The sequence below is a fragment of the Paenibacillus sp. F4 genome, from assembly GCF_002894905.1.
GTDB classification, from domain to species: domain Bacteria; phylum Bacillota; class Bacilli; order Paenibacillales; family Paenibacillaceae; genus Paenibacillus; species Paenibacillus polymyxa_B.
Genome location: NZ_POVS01000014.1, coordinates 94,857 through 111,484, shown reverse-complemented (window position 1 = coordinate 111,484; position 16,628 = coordinate 94,857). Strand labels below are relative to the sequence as shown.

The 16,628-nt window shown below is 48.4% G+C and carries 15 protein-coding genes; 11 read left to right on the top strand and 4 right to left on the bottom strand.

Translation table 11 applies throughout. From position 1 onward, the window contains the following. Window positions 1-221: 221 nt before the first annotated feature. Window positions 222-1,307: an AI-2E family transporter gene (locus C1T21_RS15745; protein ID WP_103048908.1), complete on the top strand. Its 1,086-nt coding sequence runs from the start codon at window positions 222-224 to the stop codon at window positions 1,305-1,307. A gap of 43 nt (window positions 1,308-1,350) precedes the next feature. Here C1T21_RS15745 and C1T21_RS15740 read toward each other — a convergent pair whose 3' ends face one another. Next, the gene (locus C1T21_RS15740; RefSeq protein ID WP_103048907.1) at window positions 1,351-1,812 is read right to left on the bottom strand and encodes a bactofilin family protein; all 462 of its coding nucleotides are present in this window, start codon (window positions 1,810-1,812) and stop codon (window positions 1,351-1,353) included. Window positions 1,813-1,857: 45 nt separating this feature from the next. Continuing rightward, window positions 1,858-2,889, bottom strand: coding sequence for a M23 family metallopeptidase (locus C1T21_RS15735; RefSeq protein ID WP_023987449.1), 1,032 nt, complete (start codon window positions 2,887-2,889; stop codon window positions 1,858-1,860). Between the two features lie 146 nt (window positions 2,890-3,035). Here C1T21_RS15735 and cls point away from each other — a divergent pair, with 146 nt between their 5' ends. After that, complete coding sequence (cls, locus tag C1T21_RS15730; RefSeq protein ID WP_103048906.1) at window positions 3,036-4,466, top strand: cardiolipin synthase; 1,431 nt, start codon at window positions 3,036-3,038, stop codon at window positions 4,464-4,466. A gap of 195 nt (window positions 4,467-4,661) precedes the next feature. Beyond that, window positions 4,662-5,606, top strand: coding sequence for a YitT family protein (locus tag C1T21_RS15725; protein ID WP_103048905.1), 945 nt, complete (start codon window positions 4,662-4,664; stop codon window positions 5,604-5,606). 68 nt (window positions 5,607-5,674) lie between these two features. On the opposite strand, the gene ligD is transcribed toward C1T21_RS15725, so the two are convergent. After that, entirely contained in the window at window positions 5,675-6,577 is a 903-nt protein-coding gene (ligD, locus tag C1T21_RS15720) for a non-homologous end-joining DNA ligase (RefSeq protein ID WP_103048904.1), read from the bottom strand. 214 nt (window positions 6,578-6,791) lie between these two features. Between ligD and C1T21_RS15715 the strand changes: the two genes are divergently transcribed. The 8 genes from C1T21_RS15715 to C1T21_RS15685 all read left to right on the top strand — a co-directional run bounded on the left by C1T21_RS15715 (window position 6,792) and on the right by C1T21_RS15685 (window position 15,548). Then, a complete protein-coding gene (locus C1T21_RS15715; protein ID WP_103048903.1) occupies window positions 6,792-8,060 on the top strand; it encodes a sulfotransferase family protein in 1,269 nt (422 codons plus the stop codon). After that, the gene (locus C1T21_RS15710; protein ID WP_103048902.1) at window positions 8,057-9,982 is read left to right on the top strand and encodes an asparagine synthase-related protein; all 1,926 of its coding nucleotides are present in this window, start codon (window positions 8,057-8,059) and stop codon (window positions 9,980-9,982) included. Before C1T21_RS15715 ends, C1T21_RS15710 begins: the two co-directional genes overlap by 4 nt. 53 nt (window positions 9,983-10,035) lie before the next feature. Further along, a complete protein-coding gene (locus C1T21_RS27040) occupies window positions 10,036-10,164 on the top strand; it encodes a paeninodin family lasso peptide (protein WP_134902123.1) in 129 nt (42 codons plus the stop codon). A gap of 191 nt (window positions 10,165-10,355) precedes the next feature. Continuing rightward, window positions 10,356-11,399, top strand: a complete 1,044-nt coding sequence (locus C1T21_RS15705) for a serine kinase (protein ID WP_103048901.1) — start codon at window positions 10,356-10,358, stop codon at window positions 11,397-11,399. Continuing rightward, on the top strand, window positions 11,386-11,688 hold the full coding sequence (locus tag C1T21_RS15700) for a lasso peptide biosynthesis PqqD family chaperone (protein ID WP_025720436.1): 303 nt from the start codon (window positions 11,386-11,388) through the stop codon (window positions 11,686-11,688). The genes C1T21_RS15705 and C1T21_RS15700 overlap by 14 nt, the downstream gene beginning before the upstream one ends. 1 nt (window position 11,689) lies before the next feature. Beyond that, on the top strand, window positions 11,690-12,151 hold the full coding sequence (locus tag C1T21_RS15695; protein WP_103048900.1) for a lasso peptide biosynthesis B2 protein: 462 nt from the start codon (window positions 11,690-11,692) through the stop codon (window positions 12,149-12,151). Between the two features lie 71 nt (window positions 12,152-12,222). Next, complete coding sequence (locus C1T21_RS15690; RefSeq protein ID WP_103048899.1) at window positions 12,223-13,716, top strand: nucleotidyltransferase domain-containing protein; 1,494 nt, start codon at window positions 12,223-12,225, stop codon at window positions 13,714-13,716. A gap of 20 nt (window positions 13,717-13,736) precedes the next feature. Beyond that, window positions 13,737-15,548, top strand: a complete 1,812-nt coding sequence (locus C1T21_RS15685) for an ABC transporter ATP-binding protein (protein ID WP_103048898.1) — start codon at window positions 13,737-13,739, stop codon at window positions 15,546-15,548. Window positions 15,549-15,570: 22 nt separating this feature from the next. Here C1T21_RS15685 and ku read toward each other — a convergent pair whose 3' ends face one another. Next, entirely contained in the window at window positions 15,571-16,485 is a 915-nt protein-coding gene (gene ku / locus C1T21_RS15680; protein WP_103048897.1) for a non-homologous end joining protein Ku, read from the bottom strand. Window positions 16,486-16,628 lie beyond the last annotated feature (143 nt).

The following is a 16,628-nucleotide window of genomic DNA, read 5'->3' as shown; positions in this document are numbered from 1 at the left end:
TACAAAGGACGTTCAAATGCCTAGCATTTGGACGTCCTTTTGTTATTTCAGGAATTTGCAAAATCCTCATTTAACACTATTTTATCCTGTATCTATGTCATTTTTGCTACACATTCTGCGTGCAGGGGTATATTGTAATCTATTTTCAGCAAGAATCAATCAATAGGGTCATTTTGCGTTTAAAGAGGTAGAGAGAAACAGAACAGAGGGGGCCGCATGGTATGCTGCAAAATAATCGATTTTTTCGTGTAACTACAGGTATCGTCATGCTATTACTCATCATTTACTTGGGCACCAAAGTAAGTTTTATATTTAGTCCTCTCGTATCCTTGGTCAGCTTGCTGGTGGTACCGTTAATGCTATCTTTTTTCCTCTATTATTTATTGAGGCCGATTGTAGATGTAATGGAACGGAGAAAAATCAAACGATCTATCTCCATCTTGCTGATTTATTTGGTCATTGGAGTGTTATTGTTTGTTTTCTCATGGGGTGTGTGGCCTACGCTGCGTGATCAAGTTACCAATTTATTTGAAAATGCGCCGAAGCTCATTAAAAGTTTGGTTGATCAATTGAGCCAATGGCGGCATAATCAATCCTTGAGACAAGTGCTGCCCCCGGGTAAAGACCCGCTGTCACAACTGTCAGATACGTTGAACGAAGCTTTTTCGACACTGTCTGATTATTCGGTAAAGCTGGTATCGTTCGTGTCCTACTTTTTTATCGTATTGGCTACCTTTCCAATATTGCTCTATTACATGCTGAAGGAAGGGAGCAAGTTTGGCCCTAAAATGCTAAACTTCTTTCCAAAAAAATATCACAAGGACGCATTGGAGGTTATGGAAGATATCGATAGTGCACTCAGCAGCTTTATCGTGAGTCGGGTGCTGATTAATGTCGCGTTGGGTGTGATGATGTTTCTGGGATTTTTAATTATTGGTTTGCCTTATGCCTTGCTGCTCGCCGTTATTTCGATTTTTCTTAATTTTATTCCCTATGTGGGGGCAGTGGCTGCTTCTATACCCGTGGTTATTATTGGATTTCTCGAATCACCTTCGATGGCGCTCTGGTCGCTGGTCGTGGTGATTGCTGCACAGCAAATTCAGGATAATTGGCTGTCACCTATAGTTTTTGGTAAACAGCTGGATATTCATCCGTTGACTGTCGTTATTTTACTGTTAGTTGGTGGCGACCTGCTCGGGATTCTGGGTATCATTTTGGTGATTCCATTGTATATGTGCGGAAAAATCGTCATACGCAAGGTATACCAATTATTTTTGGAACGCAGAGTGGAGGATATTATGGAATGAATGGAGAATGCACTGGATTTAAAGGAGTGAGTGTATATTGATTTTATCCTGCTTCGGATTGCAGATCGGTTTGGCTGTCCTCCCTATTTTTGCTGAAACTAGATTGGGTTTCGTCGTTTGACTCATCCGTAGAAGTTGACAACTCTACATCCTTTGTTCGGTTCATTTGACTTGTGCCGTCCAGTACACCGCCTTCAGAAATGACCAATGCAGCGGTCGCGGTATTTCCGTACAGTTCACCTGTCGGCGTAATGGTCAGTCGTCCTTCTGTAGTAATGCTGCCGAACACCTTACCGGCAAGAATGACGTCTTGTGCGATGATGTCCGAACGTACTACAGCAGATTCTCCAATGACGACAGTACGAGTGCTGCGGATATCGCCCTGAAAATGACCATCAATCCGAATATTGGCCTCTGCCTCAACTGTACCTTCAAAGCTGGTGCCATTAGCGAGCAGTGTATCCATAGCTGGGGCGGAGAGCTTTTTTTTGGATTCCTTGAACATGATGGTTTTCCCCCAATCTTTTATTGTAAGGATTTTGAAAAGTCCTCATTGTACATACAGTAATGGATCGACAGGTTGGTTATGCTTGACGATCTGAAAATGCAGATGAGGTCCCGTGCTTCTCCCGGTACTTCCTAACAGACCGATGGTCTGTCCTTTGTGGACACGATCTCCCGGAGCCACCTGCATGCCGCTCAGGTGCATATACCAGCTCTGGAGTCCGTCAGGATGCTGGATGATGATGCACTTGCCGCGGGCTCCGCTAGAAGCAGCCTCCAAGACGGTGCCTGCTCCTGCTGCATAGACAGGATCACCGGTTTGTCCGGCAATGTCCACGCCTGAATGAAAGGCAGATCTACCCGTAAAAGGGTCGCTGCGATAGCCGAAACTGGAGGTCATTCGCCGTGAACCTACAGGCCAAACGGAGGGATTCCCTTGTTCAGCAAGAGCCAGCCTACGGGTCTGGAGTAGCTGTGCGGCTTGTTTGCGCTCTAGGTTCTGCTGTACGGCATTTGCTTGCTGAATAGAGCGGGGAACCGTACGTTCCACCGTGTCCAACAGAGATTCGATCTCCTGAAAATCATCCATTGCCTGGCGAGTTAGGAGGGCAGTATTTTCATGCACTGCGATCAGTTCGCCCCCGATATGGCCGGAAGCATCCCAGGAGAGCGGCGTCATGGTCTTTTTATGGTTACTTGTGGCAGATGAGTTTCCGTGTTTACGAATGAATTGCTGCATTTGTTGTTCCAGCTCTGTTACGCGCTGAAGGCGTTCACGAATATTGGTGGCTTGATTCGTCAACTCCATGACTTCCTGCCGTAGTCGCCCAATGGCTGCATCCTTGTCCGCTACCGTGACCTCCATCTGCAAACTCTGGACAGCAAGATTCGTTTCCATTTGGGAGATAATATGGGAAGAACGGATTTGCAGCCCGATCACGAGTGTAGAGATAGAGGCGATCACAAGAGTCGGGACGAGAATGACAGCGGCAGTAGAGCATTGTAGCTGCTTGGGCGGTTGCTGTGCATCCCGAATAACAAGCAGGGTCATCCGGCGATTTAGGCTTCCTTTTTTCATAATCGCTCCTTTCCGGACATCGCTCCTATAGTGCTTGGTTACTATCTATTCAGCTTAAGAGGCAAACATGTCAAAAAAATTGGAGCTTAGTATAAAACGTAGATGAGGATTTTGCAAAATCCTGAGATATATAAGGAGGCTTAGACATGCTGTGGTTGCTGTTGGTTTTAATTGTTTTTATTTTTCAGACCGGGACGATCCTGCTCTTTGAATTTCGCAAGCCGTCCAAAGCGGTAGCCTGGCTCTTTATTTTGTTTTGCTTCCCGCTCATTGGCTTTGTCGTGTACTACTTTGTTGCACAGGATTATCAGAAGCGCAAAATGGTTCGAAAAGGGGGATCGCAGCTGTTTCGTGAATTTCGAGAGCGTCTGTGGGCGCAATCCAAAGTGATTGAACATGTGGAGCAAATGCATAATCCTCATTTCAAGCATCAGGAGCGTCTGTTTAACCAGTTAATTCGTATGTCGGAAAACCCGTTGACTGGATGTAATCGCACACGTGTGCTGACGAACGGTGAAGAAACCTTCGAGGCTATGCTGACAGCGATGGAACATGCGCAACATCATATCCATGTGGAGTTTTACATATTTCGGGCTGACGAAATTGGAAGAAAGTTTCAAGAGATCATGATCCGCAAGGCACGTGAGGGAGTAAAGGTACGATTCGTTGTGGACGGTGTAGGAAGCTACCATTTGCCCTATTCCTTTATTCGTACCTGTAGTGAGGCGGGAGTAGAATTTCATTATTTTCTACCTCCGTTTTTCGCCACGCTGGACCGCCGGATTAACTATCGCAATCACAGGAAAATCGTGGTGGTGGACGGCATGATTGGATTTGTAGGAGGGATTAATGTAGGCGACGATTATCTCGGAAAATACCCCAAAGTGGGATTTTGGAGGGATACGCACTTGCAGATTGAAGGAGATAGCGTCTATTTTCTGCAAAATGCATTTCTTAGCGACTGGAAGCTGGCCTCAGGGGAGAGATTGATGGATGTGAATTTATTTCCTCCACATACTTGCACCGGGGATGAGGAAGTACAGATTTTGAGCAGCGGTCCCGATCAGGTATGGGATACGATTCAGGAAATGTGTTTTGGTGCGCTCACGGTTGCCAAAAAGCGGATTTGGATTACGACGCCGTATTTTATTCCCGATCCGGGGATTTATGAGGCGCTCAAGCTGGCAGCAGTCAGTGGCGTAGATGTGAAAATTATTATTCCCTACCAATCTGATTCGAAGCTGGTTCATCTGGCGTCTTTATCCTATGTGCAAGAACTGTTGGAGACAGGGGTGGAGTTCTACCAATATCGAAAAGGTTTTATTCACGCCAAAGTGGTGATTGTCGATGATTTACTCGGCTCGGTCGGGACCGCCAATATGGACATGCGCAGCTTTTTCTATAACTTTGAGTTGACCGCTGTAGTTTTTGCTAATTCAGCGCTGGAACGGCTTTCGGCAGATTTTGTAGAGGACATTTCCAACTCCTCACGCATTGATTTGAACGTGTTCCGCAGACGGCCTCGATCTCAGAAAACAGCTGAAATTCTAACTCGCATGCTCTCTCCACTCCTTTAAAGGCGATTTTCGCCGTTTTTATCGCTATAATCCCACTTTATTGTGATTTATGTGCTCTTTGCTAACTTTTTTGCGCAAAATCACAGTTTTATGGTATACTATTCATATAACACAAGCGCGGTAAAGGAGAGGGGACTGCGGATAGCAGCCCCTTTTTCGGTCCAATATACCATACTGTAACGGGGGGATTTATATATGAGTGTAGTAAGCAAGGAAGTCCAAAATCTGTCTGAGATCACAGATGTGACCGGAGAGTTGACCAAGATCAGCAAAATACCAGCCAATCCTAAAAATAAAGCAAAACGCCTATTCCAGCGTGCGACCATGATTATTTTTGGAGCGGCGCTCATGGCAGTGGGATTGGAAATATTCCTGGTTCCTAACGGCGTTATCGACGGAGGCGTCACAGGTATTTCCATTATGGCCTCCAAGATTACTGGCTACCCGCTCGGCATTTTCCTGACCCTGTTGAACCTTCCCTTTTTGATTATCGGCTACAAGCAAATCGGTAAAACCTTCGCTTTATGCACATTATTCGGCATTATCGTTATGTCCATCGGAACCGCGTTACTTCACAATGTAAGTGCATTGACTCCTGGCGAACCACTGCTGGGTGCTATCTTTGGGGGTGTCATTCTCGGCGTTGGGGTGGGTCTTGTCATTCGGTCCGGCGGCTCGCTGGATGGAACAGAGATCGTAGCTATTCTCGTCAGTGAAAAAACTCCTTTTTCGGTCGGTGAGATCGTACTGTTTGTTAACATCTTTATTCTGGGAAGTGCAGGTTTTGTATTCGGTTGGCCGAATGCCCTGTATTCCATGATTGCTTATTATATCGCCATGAAAATGATTGATATTACGATTGAGGGTCTGGATCAATCCAAATCGGTCTGGATTATTAGTGATAAATACCGCGATATCGGGGATGCCCTGACGGACCGTCTTGGACGGGGCGTAACTTATCTGGAAGGTGAAGGCGGATTTACGGGCGAAAGCAAGAAAGTGATTTTCGTCGTCATTACCCGACTGGAGGAAGCGAAGCTGAAGAGCATCGTTGAAGATTGGGACCCGCACGCTTTCGTTGCGATCGGTAACATTCACGATGTGAAGGGCGGACGCTTTAAGAAAAAAGGAATACACTAGCGCAAGGGGACAATTTCTCAGCCTAATGGCTGCGGGGTTCGTCCCCTTTTTTGTTCTTCCAGCATGGATTAGGTTCGTTGTGCCTTGGTGCGCATATGCTTGAGGACGTCTTCTACGGGCTGGGGAGGAACCTTGTCGATCAAGTCGCCTACCTGGTTTAGTCGTTCCTCAATATTCAGCAAATGGTAGTCAAGTGGTGATACATCTTGCCGTACCTCTTCCCATGTTAGCGGAGTGGAGACCGTAGCGCCGGGGCGTGCCCGCGGGGTATAAGGAGCGGCCAGAGTTTTCCCCTGATAATGCTGCAAATAATCAAAATAGATGGCTGTTCCACGATCCTTCTTTAACCGTTCGAGTGTGAACAGATGCGGGTGCTTTTCTGTCACAAACTGTCCGACTAATAGCCCGATGCTGCGAAGTTCGTCGAAGGTTATGCCTGTACGGATCGGAACGATAATTTGTACACCTGTGGCCCCGGATGTTTTGGGGACGGAATCCAAACCAAGCGAAGCCAGTACTTCACCGACAATAGAGGCTGCCTCCATAATACGTGGCTCCACCTCTCTGGATGGATCAAGGTCAATCATCCATTCACAGGGCAGCTTGCTTCCCGCTTCATGTAGAGAGGGGTGGAATTCCAACGCAGCCTGATTACCAAGCCAGAGAAGTTGTGGCAATTTGCCGAGCACGATATATTCAATACCGTCATGCAGAGCGGTTTCAATATAGTCCGGCCGAGGACGTGGGGCATTTTTTTGATAAAAAAAATCACCATGAATCCCATGTGGCCAGCGGATGACGGTCAGCAGACGATGATGGCAATATTTGAGCAGGAAGGGAGCCAATACCGCCAGCTTGCGAAGATATAGCGCCTTAGTCACGCCTGCTTCAGGCCACAGTGGTTTATCCGGGTTTGTGATAGGAATTTCCTGACCTTCAATGGTAATTGTACCTTTAACAGCTTGTCCCATAGTGCTATCCTCCTTTGGCTAATATGCAGCAAAATCTTTATTTACAGGCTGATTGTTGAGCTTATAGATCTACATATGGTTTAACATGAACGTGAAGTGCTGAATTTATCCATCAAAGGGATTGACAAGATACATTATGTATCATAAATTTATAATAAAAAATACGATATGTATCTATTAAAGTGTCTTGAGCAGAGGTAGAGGAGGAGTTTGCTTGATTGAAAAGCAAGGCGGAGGGCTGGTATTCCTGTTAAGTGTCCCTCGGAGTGGAAGCTCGCTGCTTACCGCCATTTTGCAAAACCATTCCCGCCTGTTTGCCACGCAGGAAATGTGGTTTCTGCTCAGTTTATATGATCTTCCTCAGTCACATGCACGGCCATATGGAGGAACAGGGATACTTCGGCAATTTTTTGAAGGTATGGTCCCCTCCGACGTATTGGAGCAGGCCTCCCGTTCGTATGCACTTGAAATATATAATGGTCTGCTTCAAGGAACAACAGCAGATATGCTTATCGACAAATCCCCGCGTTACTATACGGTTTTAGAATTTATAGACCGTTTATTCCCTGCTGCCCGCAGGCTGTGGCTTATCCGGAATCCTTTGGCCATTGTGGCCTCATTCAAAAAGGTTAATCAGCTACGGAATGGACGTTTTCAACTGCTGGAGGAACTGGGGGGGCCGCATTTTAATATGAAAATGACGGATATTACGGTTGGTTTATTCCGTTATGCTCATTATTTTGCTACACCTCATCCACTTGCATACCCGCTTAGGTATGAACAACTCGTATCCAATCCAACGATGGAGATCGAGAAGCTGTGCGGTTTTCTGGGAATCAAGTATGAGCTGGGGATGGAAAAGTACGGAGACTTTGCGGATACGCCCAAATCCAGTCTTTTTTATAGTATGGGAGCGGGTGATCCATTCGTAGGAGAGCATGAGCAGGCGCATCAGGATTCGGTACATAGCTGGCAACATTTGTTGAGTAAAACGGAAATTGAGCTGTATTGCAGAAGCATTGGGTCCCGCATGTTTAGGCAGCTTGGTTACGCGGAAGCGCTGGAGCAGGCTGAACAGATGACGGGAGTCCGCTTTGAAGATGAGCCGGATATAGAGCTGCTGAGTCGACGTACACAACAATTCCTCCAGCAAAGCGGCTTTGAATGGAAGGCAGCTTATCGGATGCTGGAAGAACAGGATGCAGATAACAGAGAACTCGTGATAAATGCAACCCGTCATGCTGCACCTCAAGATCCGGCAAGGATGCAGGTGGACCAGATCGTGAACGATCGGCGGATTCAATCACTGGAAAACAGGTTGGCACATAGCTATGAGGAGCGGAACCGTCTTATCGCTCAGCTCCAAAGCTATCAACGCCCAAATCAAGGTTTCCGATATCGCAGCCTCTTTGCCCGTAAGCTCGGGCGCTTGGCGTCTGTAGTGTTATCAAGTATAGGAAAAGAAAAAGGGGGAAGAACGTGAGTGCGATTGCCGGAATCTATAGCTTTGGGCATGAGTCCGTATGCACCGAAGAAGGCGGGAAAATGATGCAAGCCCTGCGAAAATATCCCGCTGACCGCGTATGCGCTTGGTGTGAAGGCTCTATTTTTTTGGGTTGTCATGCCCAGCATGTGACCCCGGAATCTGTTCATGAGCGTCTTCCCTTCCATGATGAGCTAAGAGATTTGGCAATCACAGCGGATGCAATTATTGACAATCGTTCCGAACTGTTTGAACGGCTGGGTGTTGAGCAGGAACGGCGACAAGATATCACGGACAGCGAGCTGATTTTGCTGGCATATGACAAATGGGGAGTGGATGCAGCCGGTTATCTGATAGGTGATTTTGCCTTTGTTATTTGGGATGCCAAGGAACATCGATTATATGGTGCTCGAGATATGACAGGCAATCGTACGTTGTACATCTACCAGCATGACCGAGGATTCGCGTTTAGCACGGTAGTCGCTCCGCTTTTGGCCCTGTCCTCTCTGCGAAAAGAATTGTATGAGCCATGGCTGGCCGAATTTTTGTCCATTCGCGCCATGCAGGAATCCGTCGATATCGGAACGACCGCATACAAGCATATCAATCAGCTTCCTCCTGCACATTGGTTCACTATGGAGGAGGGAAAGCGAACCCTTCATAAATATGCATGTCTGGATGAGGTAGAGCCACTGCGGCTCAAAACAGGGGGCGAGTACATAGAAGCTTTCCGCGAGGTGTTCACACAGGCGGTCACTGCCCGACTACGGACGCATCGCGCTGTAGGGGCTGCCTTAAGCGGAGGGCTGGATTCTGGAGCGGTTGCCAGCTTTGCCGCGCCATCGCTGCACTTGCAACAAAAGCCGCTGCATGCCTACAGCTATGTGCCTGTTCAAGATTTTACAGACTGGACACCGCCTACATTGCTGGCGAACGAACGAAGCTATATTCAGTCTACGGCTCGCTATGTGGGCAACATTAACGAAAATTATATGGATTTTGAGGGGAAAAGTCCGTTTTCAGAAATTGATATTTGGCTGGAACTCATGGAAGCACCCTACAAATATTTTGAAAACTCCTTCTGGATCAGAGGTTTTTACGAAAAAGCACAGGAGCACAATGTCGGTGTACTGTTGACCGGGGCACGAGGCAACTTTACCGTATCGTGGGGCCCTGCACTAGACTATTATGCCCGGCAGTTTCGTCGTTTGCACTGGTTGCAATCCTTTCAGGGATTGTGGCGGTACAGCAAGCTTACGGGCAGGCGCATGTCTCATCTACTCCCCGTGATGTTGAAAAAAGCGACTCCACTTGAATCTCGTTCATGGTTGCGGCGTAGCAATCGAAGTCCCGTTCCTTCACTGATTCACCCGGAGTTTGCCAAACGGATGCATGTAGAAGATATTCCTGTATTGAGCGGAACAGGTTGGATAAAAAATGCCGATCAGACGAGAAAAGAGAAGTTCTCAAATTTGGCGATTGCCAACAAAAATGGTGTGGTCGCGACCAAACTTTCACTACGTTATGGACTATGGGAACGTGATCCGACCGGGGACAGCCGGGTAATTCGTTTTTGCTTATCGGTGCCTTTTGAGCAGTATGTGCAAAATGGTCGGGATCGTGCCCTCATTCGTAAAGCCATGCGTGATCATCTACCTGATGATGTTCGGTTGAACCAGCGGGTACGCGGCGTGCAGCCTGCAGATTGGCTACATCGTATGCTTCCTTGCTGGGATACGTTTATGGGGGAGCTTCAACTGATGTGTCATGATTTACGAGCGGCTGAATATCTCAATATTGAATTAATAAAGACGGCTATGGCGAAACTTCGCCACCCCCGCCCTGAACAGGCGTCTGATCCAAATATACGACTACTGATGCACAGCCTGATCGTGTACCGTTTTCTCTGTGGATTGAACTGATTCAGATTGATCCGGGCGGACAGTTCGTCATTCGTTGGAGGGGAGGTGATGAAATGAGTAAAAAAGAATGGCAGGAACCGACGATAGAGGTGCTGGATATTAGCCAGACCATGGCGGGGAAAGGCTGGAGACAGATTGATTGGGTGTCCGACCACGATGCCGATATTTATAATCCAAGCTAATAGATGGTTATACATGCAGCCGATGTTGGACTGGAAGCCAGACAGCTCGGCCTATAACGATTGAGTGAACGAAAATAGCATAATCCATTGGACTCGTATTCAATACAGAGCCGTCTTTATTTCTTTCGGGTTAGAGATTTTGCCCAAGAAATAAAGACGGGATTTTTAAGGACAGAGGAGTGAGTCCTACCGTGCATGACAGAAGTGCAAATGTCAGTTGGACGAAATATACAGCCTTTGGACTCAGGATTGCCAGTGAACTGAATCTGCCTGAACTGCTCCTGGCAGAGCCGGAAGCAGTAGAGGATGTAGTCATTCGACAGGCTGATTTGACTGCATGGAGTGGTCAGCTGGAACAGGCCAATTTTGTGATGCTGGGCGAGCGATTTATGTTCAAAATACCAGGCACGGCCATTTATGCCGTCAGGGAAGGCAAGGAAATCGAGGTAAGCATATTCTCCGGGGCCGATCCTGACACCGTGCGGCTATTTGTGCTGGGTACATGCATGGGTGTTCTGCTGATGCAAAGACGAATATTACCTATTCACGGAAGTGCGGTCGTCATTGGGGGGAGGGCCTACGCATTTGTGGGTGAATCGGGTACGGGGAAATCGACACTGGCGGCTGCTTTTAGGCAGGCAGGTTATCAGATGGTTAGTGATGACGTGATTGCTGTAAAAACTACGGCTTCCTCATCCATCGTGTATCCAGCTTATCCGCAGCAAAAGCTGGGGTTGGATAGCTTGCTCCAACTAGAGGCTTTACGGGAGAACAAGCATGCACGCACAATAAATCACATACGGTCCCTAACGGATGGCAATTCTGTAATGCCACAATACAGAGATCTGCGTATGCTTGCAGATGAGCTGAATAAATATGCCGTACCCGCCGTAGATGAATTTTTTAACGATCCGCTGCCCTTAGGGGGCGTATTTGAGCTAGTGGCAGATTCTCCAATCCGTGCGTTGATGCGCGAAGGGGAGCTAGTGGCAGTTACGGAACAGCCCTTGAACGTTCTGGAGTGCTTGCATACATTACTACAACATACATATCGTAGGGTGATTATTCCGCGAATGGGTTTGAGTGAATGGTCGTTTGATACAGCGGCTAGGATGGCTCGTAAAGTAGAGGGCTGGCGGCTGCTGAGGGATAGTTCCGTCTTTACTGCGTCCGAGGTTGTACAACGGGTACTTGATATCATTCGTAAGGAGGAAAAGAGTTATGGCAGCCACTAATCCAGCTAAAGACCATTATCGCGTCATTTACGGTGAAGAGGTCTACGTCAGTGATATGGACGGGGAAAAAGTGATGATGAGTATTAATACTGGTAAATATTACAACTTAGGCTTCACAGGAGGACGAATCTGGGAACTGGCAGAATCCGGTCCTTCACTTGGCGATATCGTAACTGTCCTGACGAACGAATATGAGGTGGACGAGGAACAGTGCAGACAGCAGGTACATACCTTTGTGGCTGAGTTGGAGCGGGAAGGACTGTTAAAGCTTCTACGGGAGTCGGTATAACATGCGGATACAACGGCTTCTTTTCCTGTCTCCAGAGGTCAGGAGATTGTTGCCGGAAGCCTGGTTGGAGCTGGGATGGGCGAGGCTGCGCCAGCGTCGTTCTTTTGGGGATTACTCAAGGGTTTGGGGCATATGCATGGAAGAAACTCCATGGCAGTGTGATGTCAGGCAGGAGAAGTCCATTCAGCAGATTTCGCACGCTGTGGAGCTGGCAAGCCGTTATACTCCTTGGCGCAGTAGTTGTCTTGTACAAGCCGCTGCGGCGATGACGTTGCTGGGGCGCAGAAAACTGGACTGCACGCTGTATCTGGGCACAGCCAAAAATGCCGCTGGACGCTTGGTCGCACATGCATGGGTACGTAGCGGACCGATTTATGTTACGGGGAAACGGGAGATGGAAGCCTTTACGGTGGTGGGGATATTCGGGAGACGTGCAGTTAAGGATACAAATACAAAAAAATAGCATATAAAGGTAGTTATTTGCTTTAATGCGATGAGACAAAAGAAGTCCAAAGAATCGAAGGAGAAGAATACATGCCCACCAAGTCTGTTTTGGAACTTGCGAATTGGAATGAGGATCAGGAATTAACGTTGTTACTCTCTCTATTGGGGAAGGACGTTTCTCATTGGCAGGATAAGACTACTGCTACCCAGCTGCGTGAGATGGATTGGGTCCGCTTTTTACGTCTGACCGAGCACCATCGAGTGGTACCTACGGTGTATCTCCAACTGAAAACATTGAATCATCCGTTCATTCCCGCAGAATTGTTGCGAAACCTTCAGGCGCAATATCATCGAAACACGCTTCGCATGCTCCATCTTCAAGCAGAAGCCGGGCGTCTGACCAGGCTGCTCATAGCTCATGGAATTCGTGTGCTTATGCTGAAGGGTCCTGCTCTGGCGCAGCAATTGTACGGGGATGTTTCCCTGCGTACTTCCAAGGACATAGATTTACTCATTGCCCCTGACGATATGGATGAGGCTGAGCATTGGATGAAGGAAGCCGGATATGCGTCCAAGAGCGGAGAAGTGCGTGTCCTTGGCAGTTGGAAATGGAAGGACCATCATGCATCCTACCTACATCCGCAAAAACGGGTAGAGATGGAGTTGCATTGGCGTCTTCACCCGGATGGGGGTGGGGAACCCTCATTTGACGAGCTGTGGAGCTGTCGGCAAATGGGTAAAGCTACAGGAGCCAGTCGGATGGTACCGTTGGCACCTGCCGACAACAGGACTGCGATGACGTCCTGTATGTATACGCTTGGCAGCGAGCATCAATTTCTGTACTTGAGTGCGCATGGTGCGCGTCACGGATGGTTCAGGCTGCGCTGGCTGGTTGACATCGACAGGCTTGCGGTATGTGCTGTCGATTGGGAGGCCCTACTGCCGATGATGCGCCGCTACGGGGGCCTGCCTGCTGGCGGGCAGGCCTGGGCGCTCGCCGCTGCGCTGTTGGGTACGCCGATACCAGAGCCGATGCGTCCGGTATCGGCTACCCGGCAGGCGCACAGGCTCGCGCTGAGCGCGCTGGCCTTCATGCAGGCCAGCGTTCCCGCACCGTACCCGATTGCCCACGGGTCGGGTACAGGTAGGCTTGCTCCATCAGAGCTGCTGCACAGCAGAGCTTTGGCGGAGCAAGCGGAGGCCGCCCCTCCGGATGGCGGTCCTTCAGTAGGCGGTGCCACAAGCGAAGCTGGCATGCTTGCCATCCGTGGCGTTGCTAGCATCACGGAAGATGCCAGTAACGACGACTATAGCCCGATGAGCACCGCTACCAGTTGTGCCCCCATTACTCCAGCTGTCGCCTCCAGCCAAGTCATGACCCAAAACAGGGCTGCCCATCAGCCGGTCAGCCGCACTTACTTGCTTTCCTTAAAACAGCCAAGACACAGACTATGGTACCTCATCAGCCGTTTGTTTCCCTCTACGGGGGATCCGGCCGTTTTTCCACTGCCTCGCCAGCTGCATTTTTTGTATATCCCTTTACGTCCATTTCTTTGGCTGAAGCGGCGATTTTCAAAGCACTGACTCGATAAGGAGTGTGCATTATGGTTCACCTGCGATTATATATGACAAAGCTGTATAGCGTGAACGGCGGTGCGTTATTTCTCAATATTGGATGTATGATCATTGTCAGCCTGCTGGAGGGTTTTGGCATTTATATGCTTGTTCCTATGCTGGCGGCCATCGGCGTATTTGTCGGTCATTCAGGGATGCCATTTCTGTCTGATGGATTGGATCATTTTTTGCCGTTCATTCCTAAAAGCTGGCTGTTACCGGGGATATTGATGGTTTTTGTAGTGCTGCTTACAGGGCAGGCTTGGCTTCAGCGTTACCAATCCATCCTGAATTCGCGGATTCAGCAGCGTTTTATGCGTTCTCTGCGAATAGACGTGTACACTTCCTTTATGAAGGCGCAGTGGGCTTTTTATTTGCGTCAGCGTAAATCTGATTTTAGCCATGTGATGACGACCGAGCTGGCGCGTGTCAGTCAGGGAACGAATTTGCTTCTTCAACTGACTACAGCCGTCATGTTTACGCTGATCCAGATTGCGCTGGCTTTTTGGTTATCCCCCTCTTTAACCGGACTGGTATTTCTGAGTGGATTGGGGCTGTTTGTGGTGTTCCGCCGCTCCATTCGAAATGCCAAACAATTAGGTGATCGTACGACTGAGCTGTCGCAGGTTTATTTTGCTGGAATTACGGATCACATGAACGGCATGAAAGATATTAAAAGCAATCTGCTGGAAGCGGCGAATATCCATTGGTTTCGCTCCCTGACGCAACGCATGGAGGATAATACGACCCAATTTGTCCGGCAAAATGCGACCACACAGTTTTTTCATCGTACAGCGGCAGCTGTTTTTGTCGCTTGTCTCATATTTATATCGCTGCAGTGGCTGCATGTTACACCTGAAAAACTGATTGTGCTGATTCTTATATTTTCCCGCTTATGGCCCCGATTTGCCCTTATTCAAGCGAGTCTGGAATATATCATGTCTATGATCTCCGCTTTTGAAAGTGTCACCAAGGTGCAGCAGGAGTGCGAAGCTTTCTCCGATCCATCGGTATTCAATCTATCGTCTGCAGCTGTACGGCAACCCCTGTCCCTTCGTCATGGGATTGAATGCAGCCATCTGGATTATCGCTACGATGGTGCAGCGGAGCCTGCGCTTCGTCATATCAATTTGTTCATACCCGCCCGGGGAATGACAGCCATTGTAGGGAAATCGGGATCAGGTAAAAGTACAATGGTCGATGTCCTGATGGGTTTTTTACGTCCAACTGGGGGGCAGATCACAATAGACGGGCTTGTTCTGGACGACGAATTGTTGCCCCAGTGGCGGCAGTCCTTTGGCTACGTGTCACAAGACCCATTTTTATTTCACGCGACTGTCCGCGAAAATTTGATGCTGGCAGATAAGGATGCTAGTGAGCAGCAGCTATGGGAGGCGTTACATTTTGCAGCCGCAGACAGCTTTGTATCCAGACTGCCCGAAGGGCTGGACACGGTCATTGGAGATCGCGGGATTCGTCTGTCTGGAGGAGAACGTCAACGGCTAGTATTAGCACGGGCTGTCTTGCATCATCCTTCGGTACTTATACTAGATGAAGCGACAAGTGCGCTGGATGGTGAGCATGAAGCCGCAATTCAGGCAGCACTGGAACGGATGAAAGGTCAAATGACGTTGATCGTCATCGCTCACCGCCTGTCAACCATCAGACATGCGGATCAAATTGTTGTACTGGATCAAGGCGAGGTCATACAGCAGGGGAACTACCACCAACTGGAACAAGAGGAGCGGGGGGCGTTCAGTCAGCTACTATCGTATCAAAGCAGTCTCACCGCCACCCCTTAGCCAGACTTTTCTGTAACTCAGCTTAAGTTTCTTTACGTTTGGTAGTGCTTCTTTTCTTTTTGACTGGAGTCGGAGAGATGTTCTCGCCTGCAACAGCCTGCTGTGCTGTTGGGGCTGCTGGTTTACGCGCAGGGCGTTTTTTCGCAGCAGGGCCGGGATCGGTAACGACAGGTTGCACTGCCTCGATGCTGGCCTGAAGGGCGGCCATTAAATCTACTACATTGGTCTGAGGCTGTGTTGGGGCGATTCGCACCTCTTCACCAGCCACTTTATGTTGAATGAGATCCAGCAGACGCTCGCGGTACTGATCCGTATACTTTGCCGCATCAAAAGGTGTAGATAGCTGCTCGATCAGCATTTTTGCCATGGTCAGCTCCTTCTCTTTAACCTCCTCCTGCCCCGGTAAGTTAGGAACTTGAGCAATGGGGCGAATTTCATCGGGGTAAAACATCGTCTCAACGGCCAAACATTCATCCAACACCCGAATAGCCGCCAGGCTGCTTTTAGAGCGGATGGAGATTTGGGCAATCCCGATTTTCCCGGTGTCCTTCATCGCATTCATGAGTAGCTTATAGGCATTAGATCCAGCTTGATCTGGGGACAAATAATACGTTTTCTGAAAGTAAATCGGATCAATTTCCTGCAAATCCACAAAATCCAAAATGACAATATTTTTATCCGCTTGTCCGCTAACTTGCTCCAGTTCCTCCTTGTCGAACATGACAAATTTTCCTTTTTCATATTCGTAGCCTTTTCCAATTTCCTCCCATTCGACCTCCTTGTCACAAACGGGACACTTTCGTACATAGCTAAGTGGGCTTCCACACTCCTTGTGAATATAACGCATGGAAATGTCCTTATCCTCCGTAGCTGAAAACATTTTAACGGGCACATGAACCAGCCCGAAGCTGATCGCGCCTTTCCAGACCGTATGCATACGCCAGTCCCCCTTTTCTTAAATCCGCATTTTGCATCCTTCGATTCCGGTCACCCCGGGATATGAGCATATGATTTTTCACTTAGTATGCTTCGTACAAGTGATTGTATGAGGTGCAAATGAAGGCTGCGAATTACTTCTGT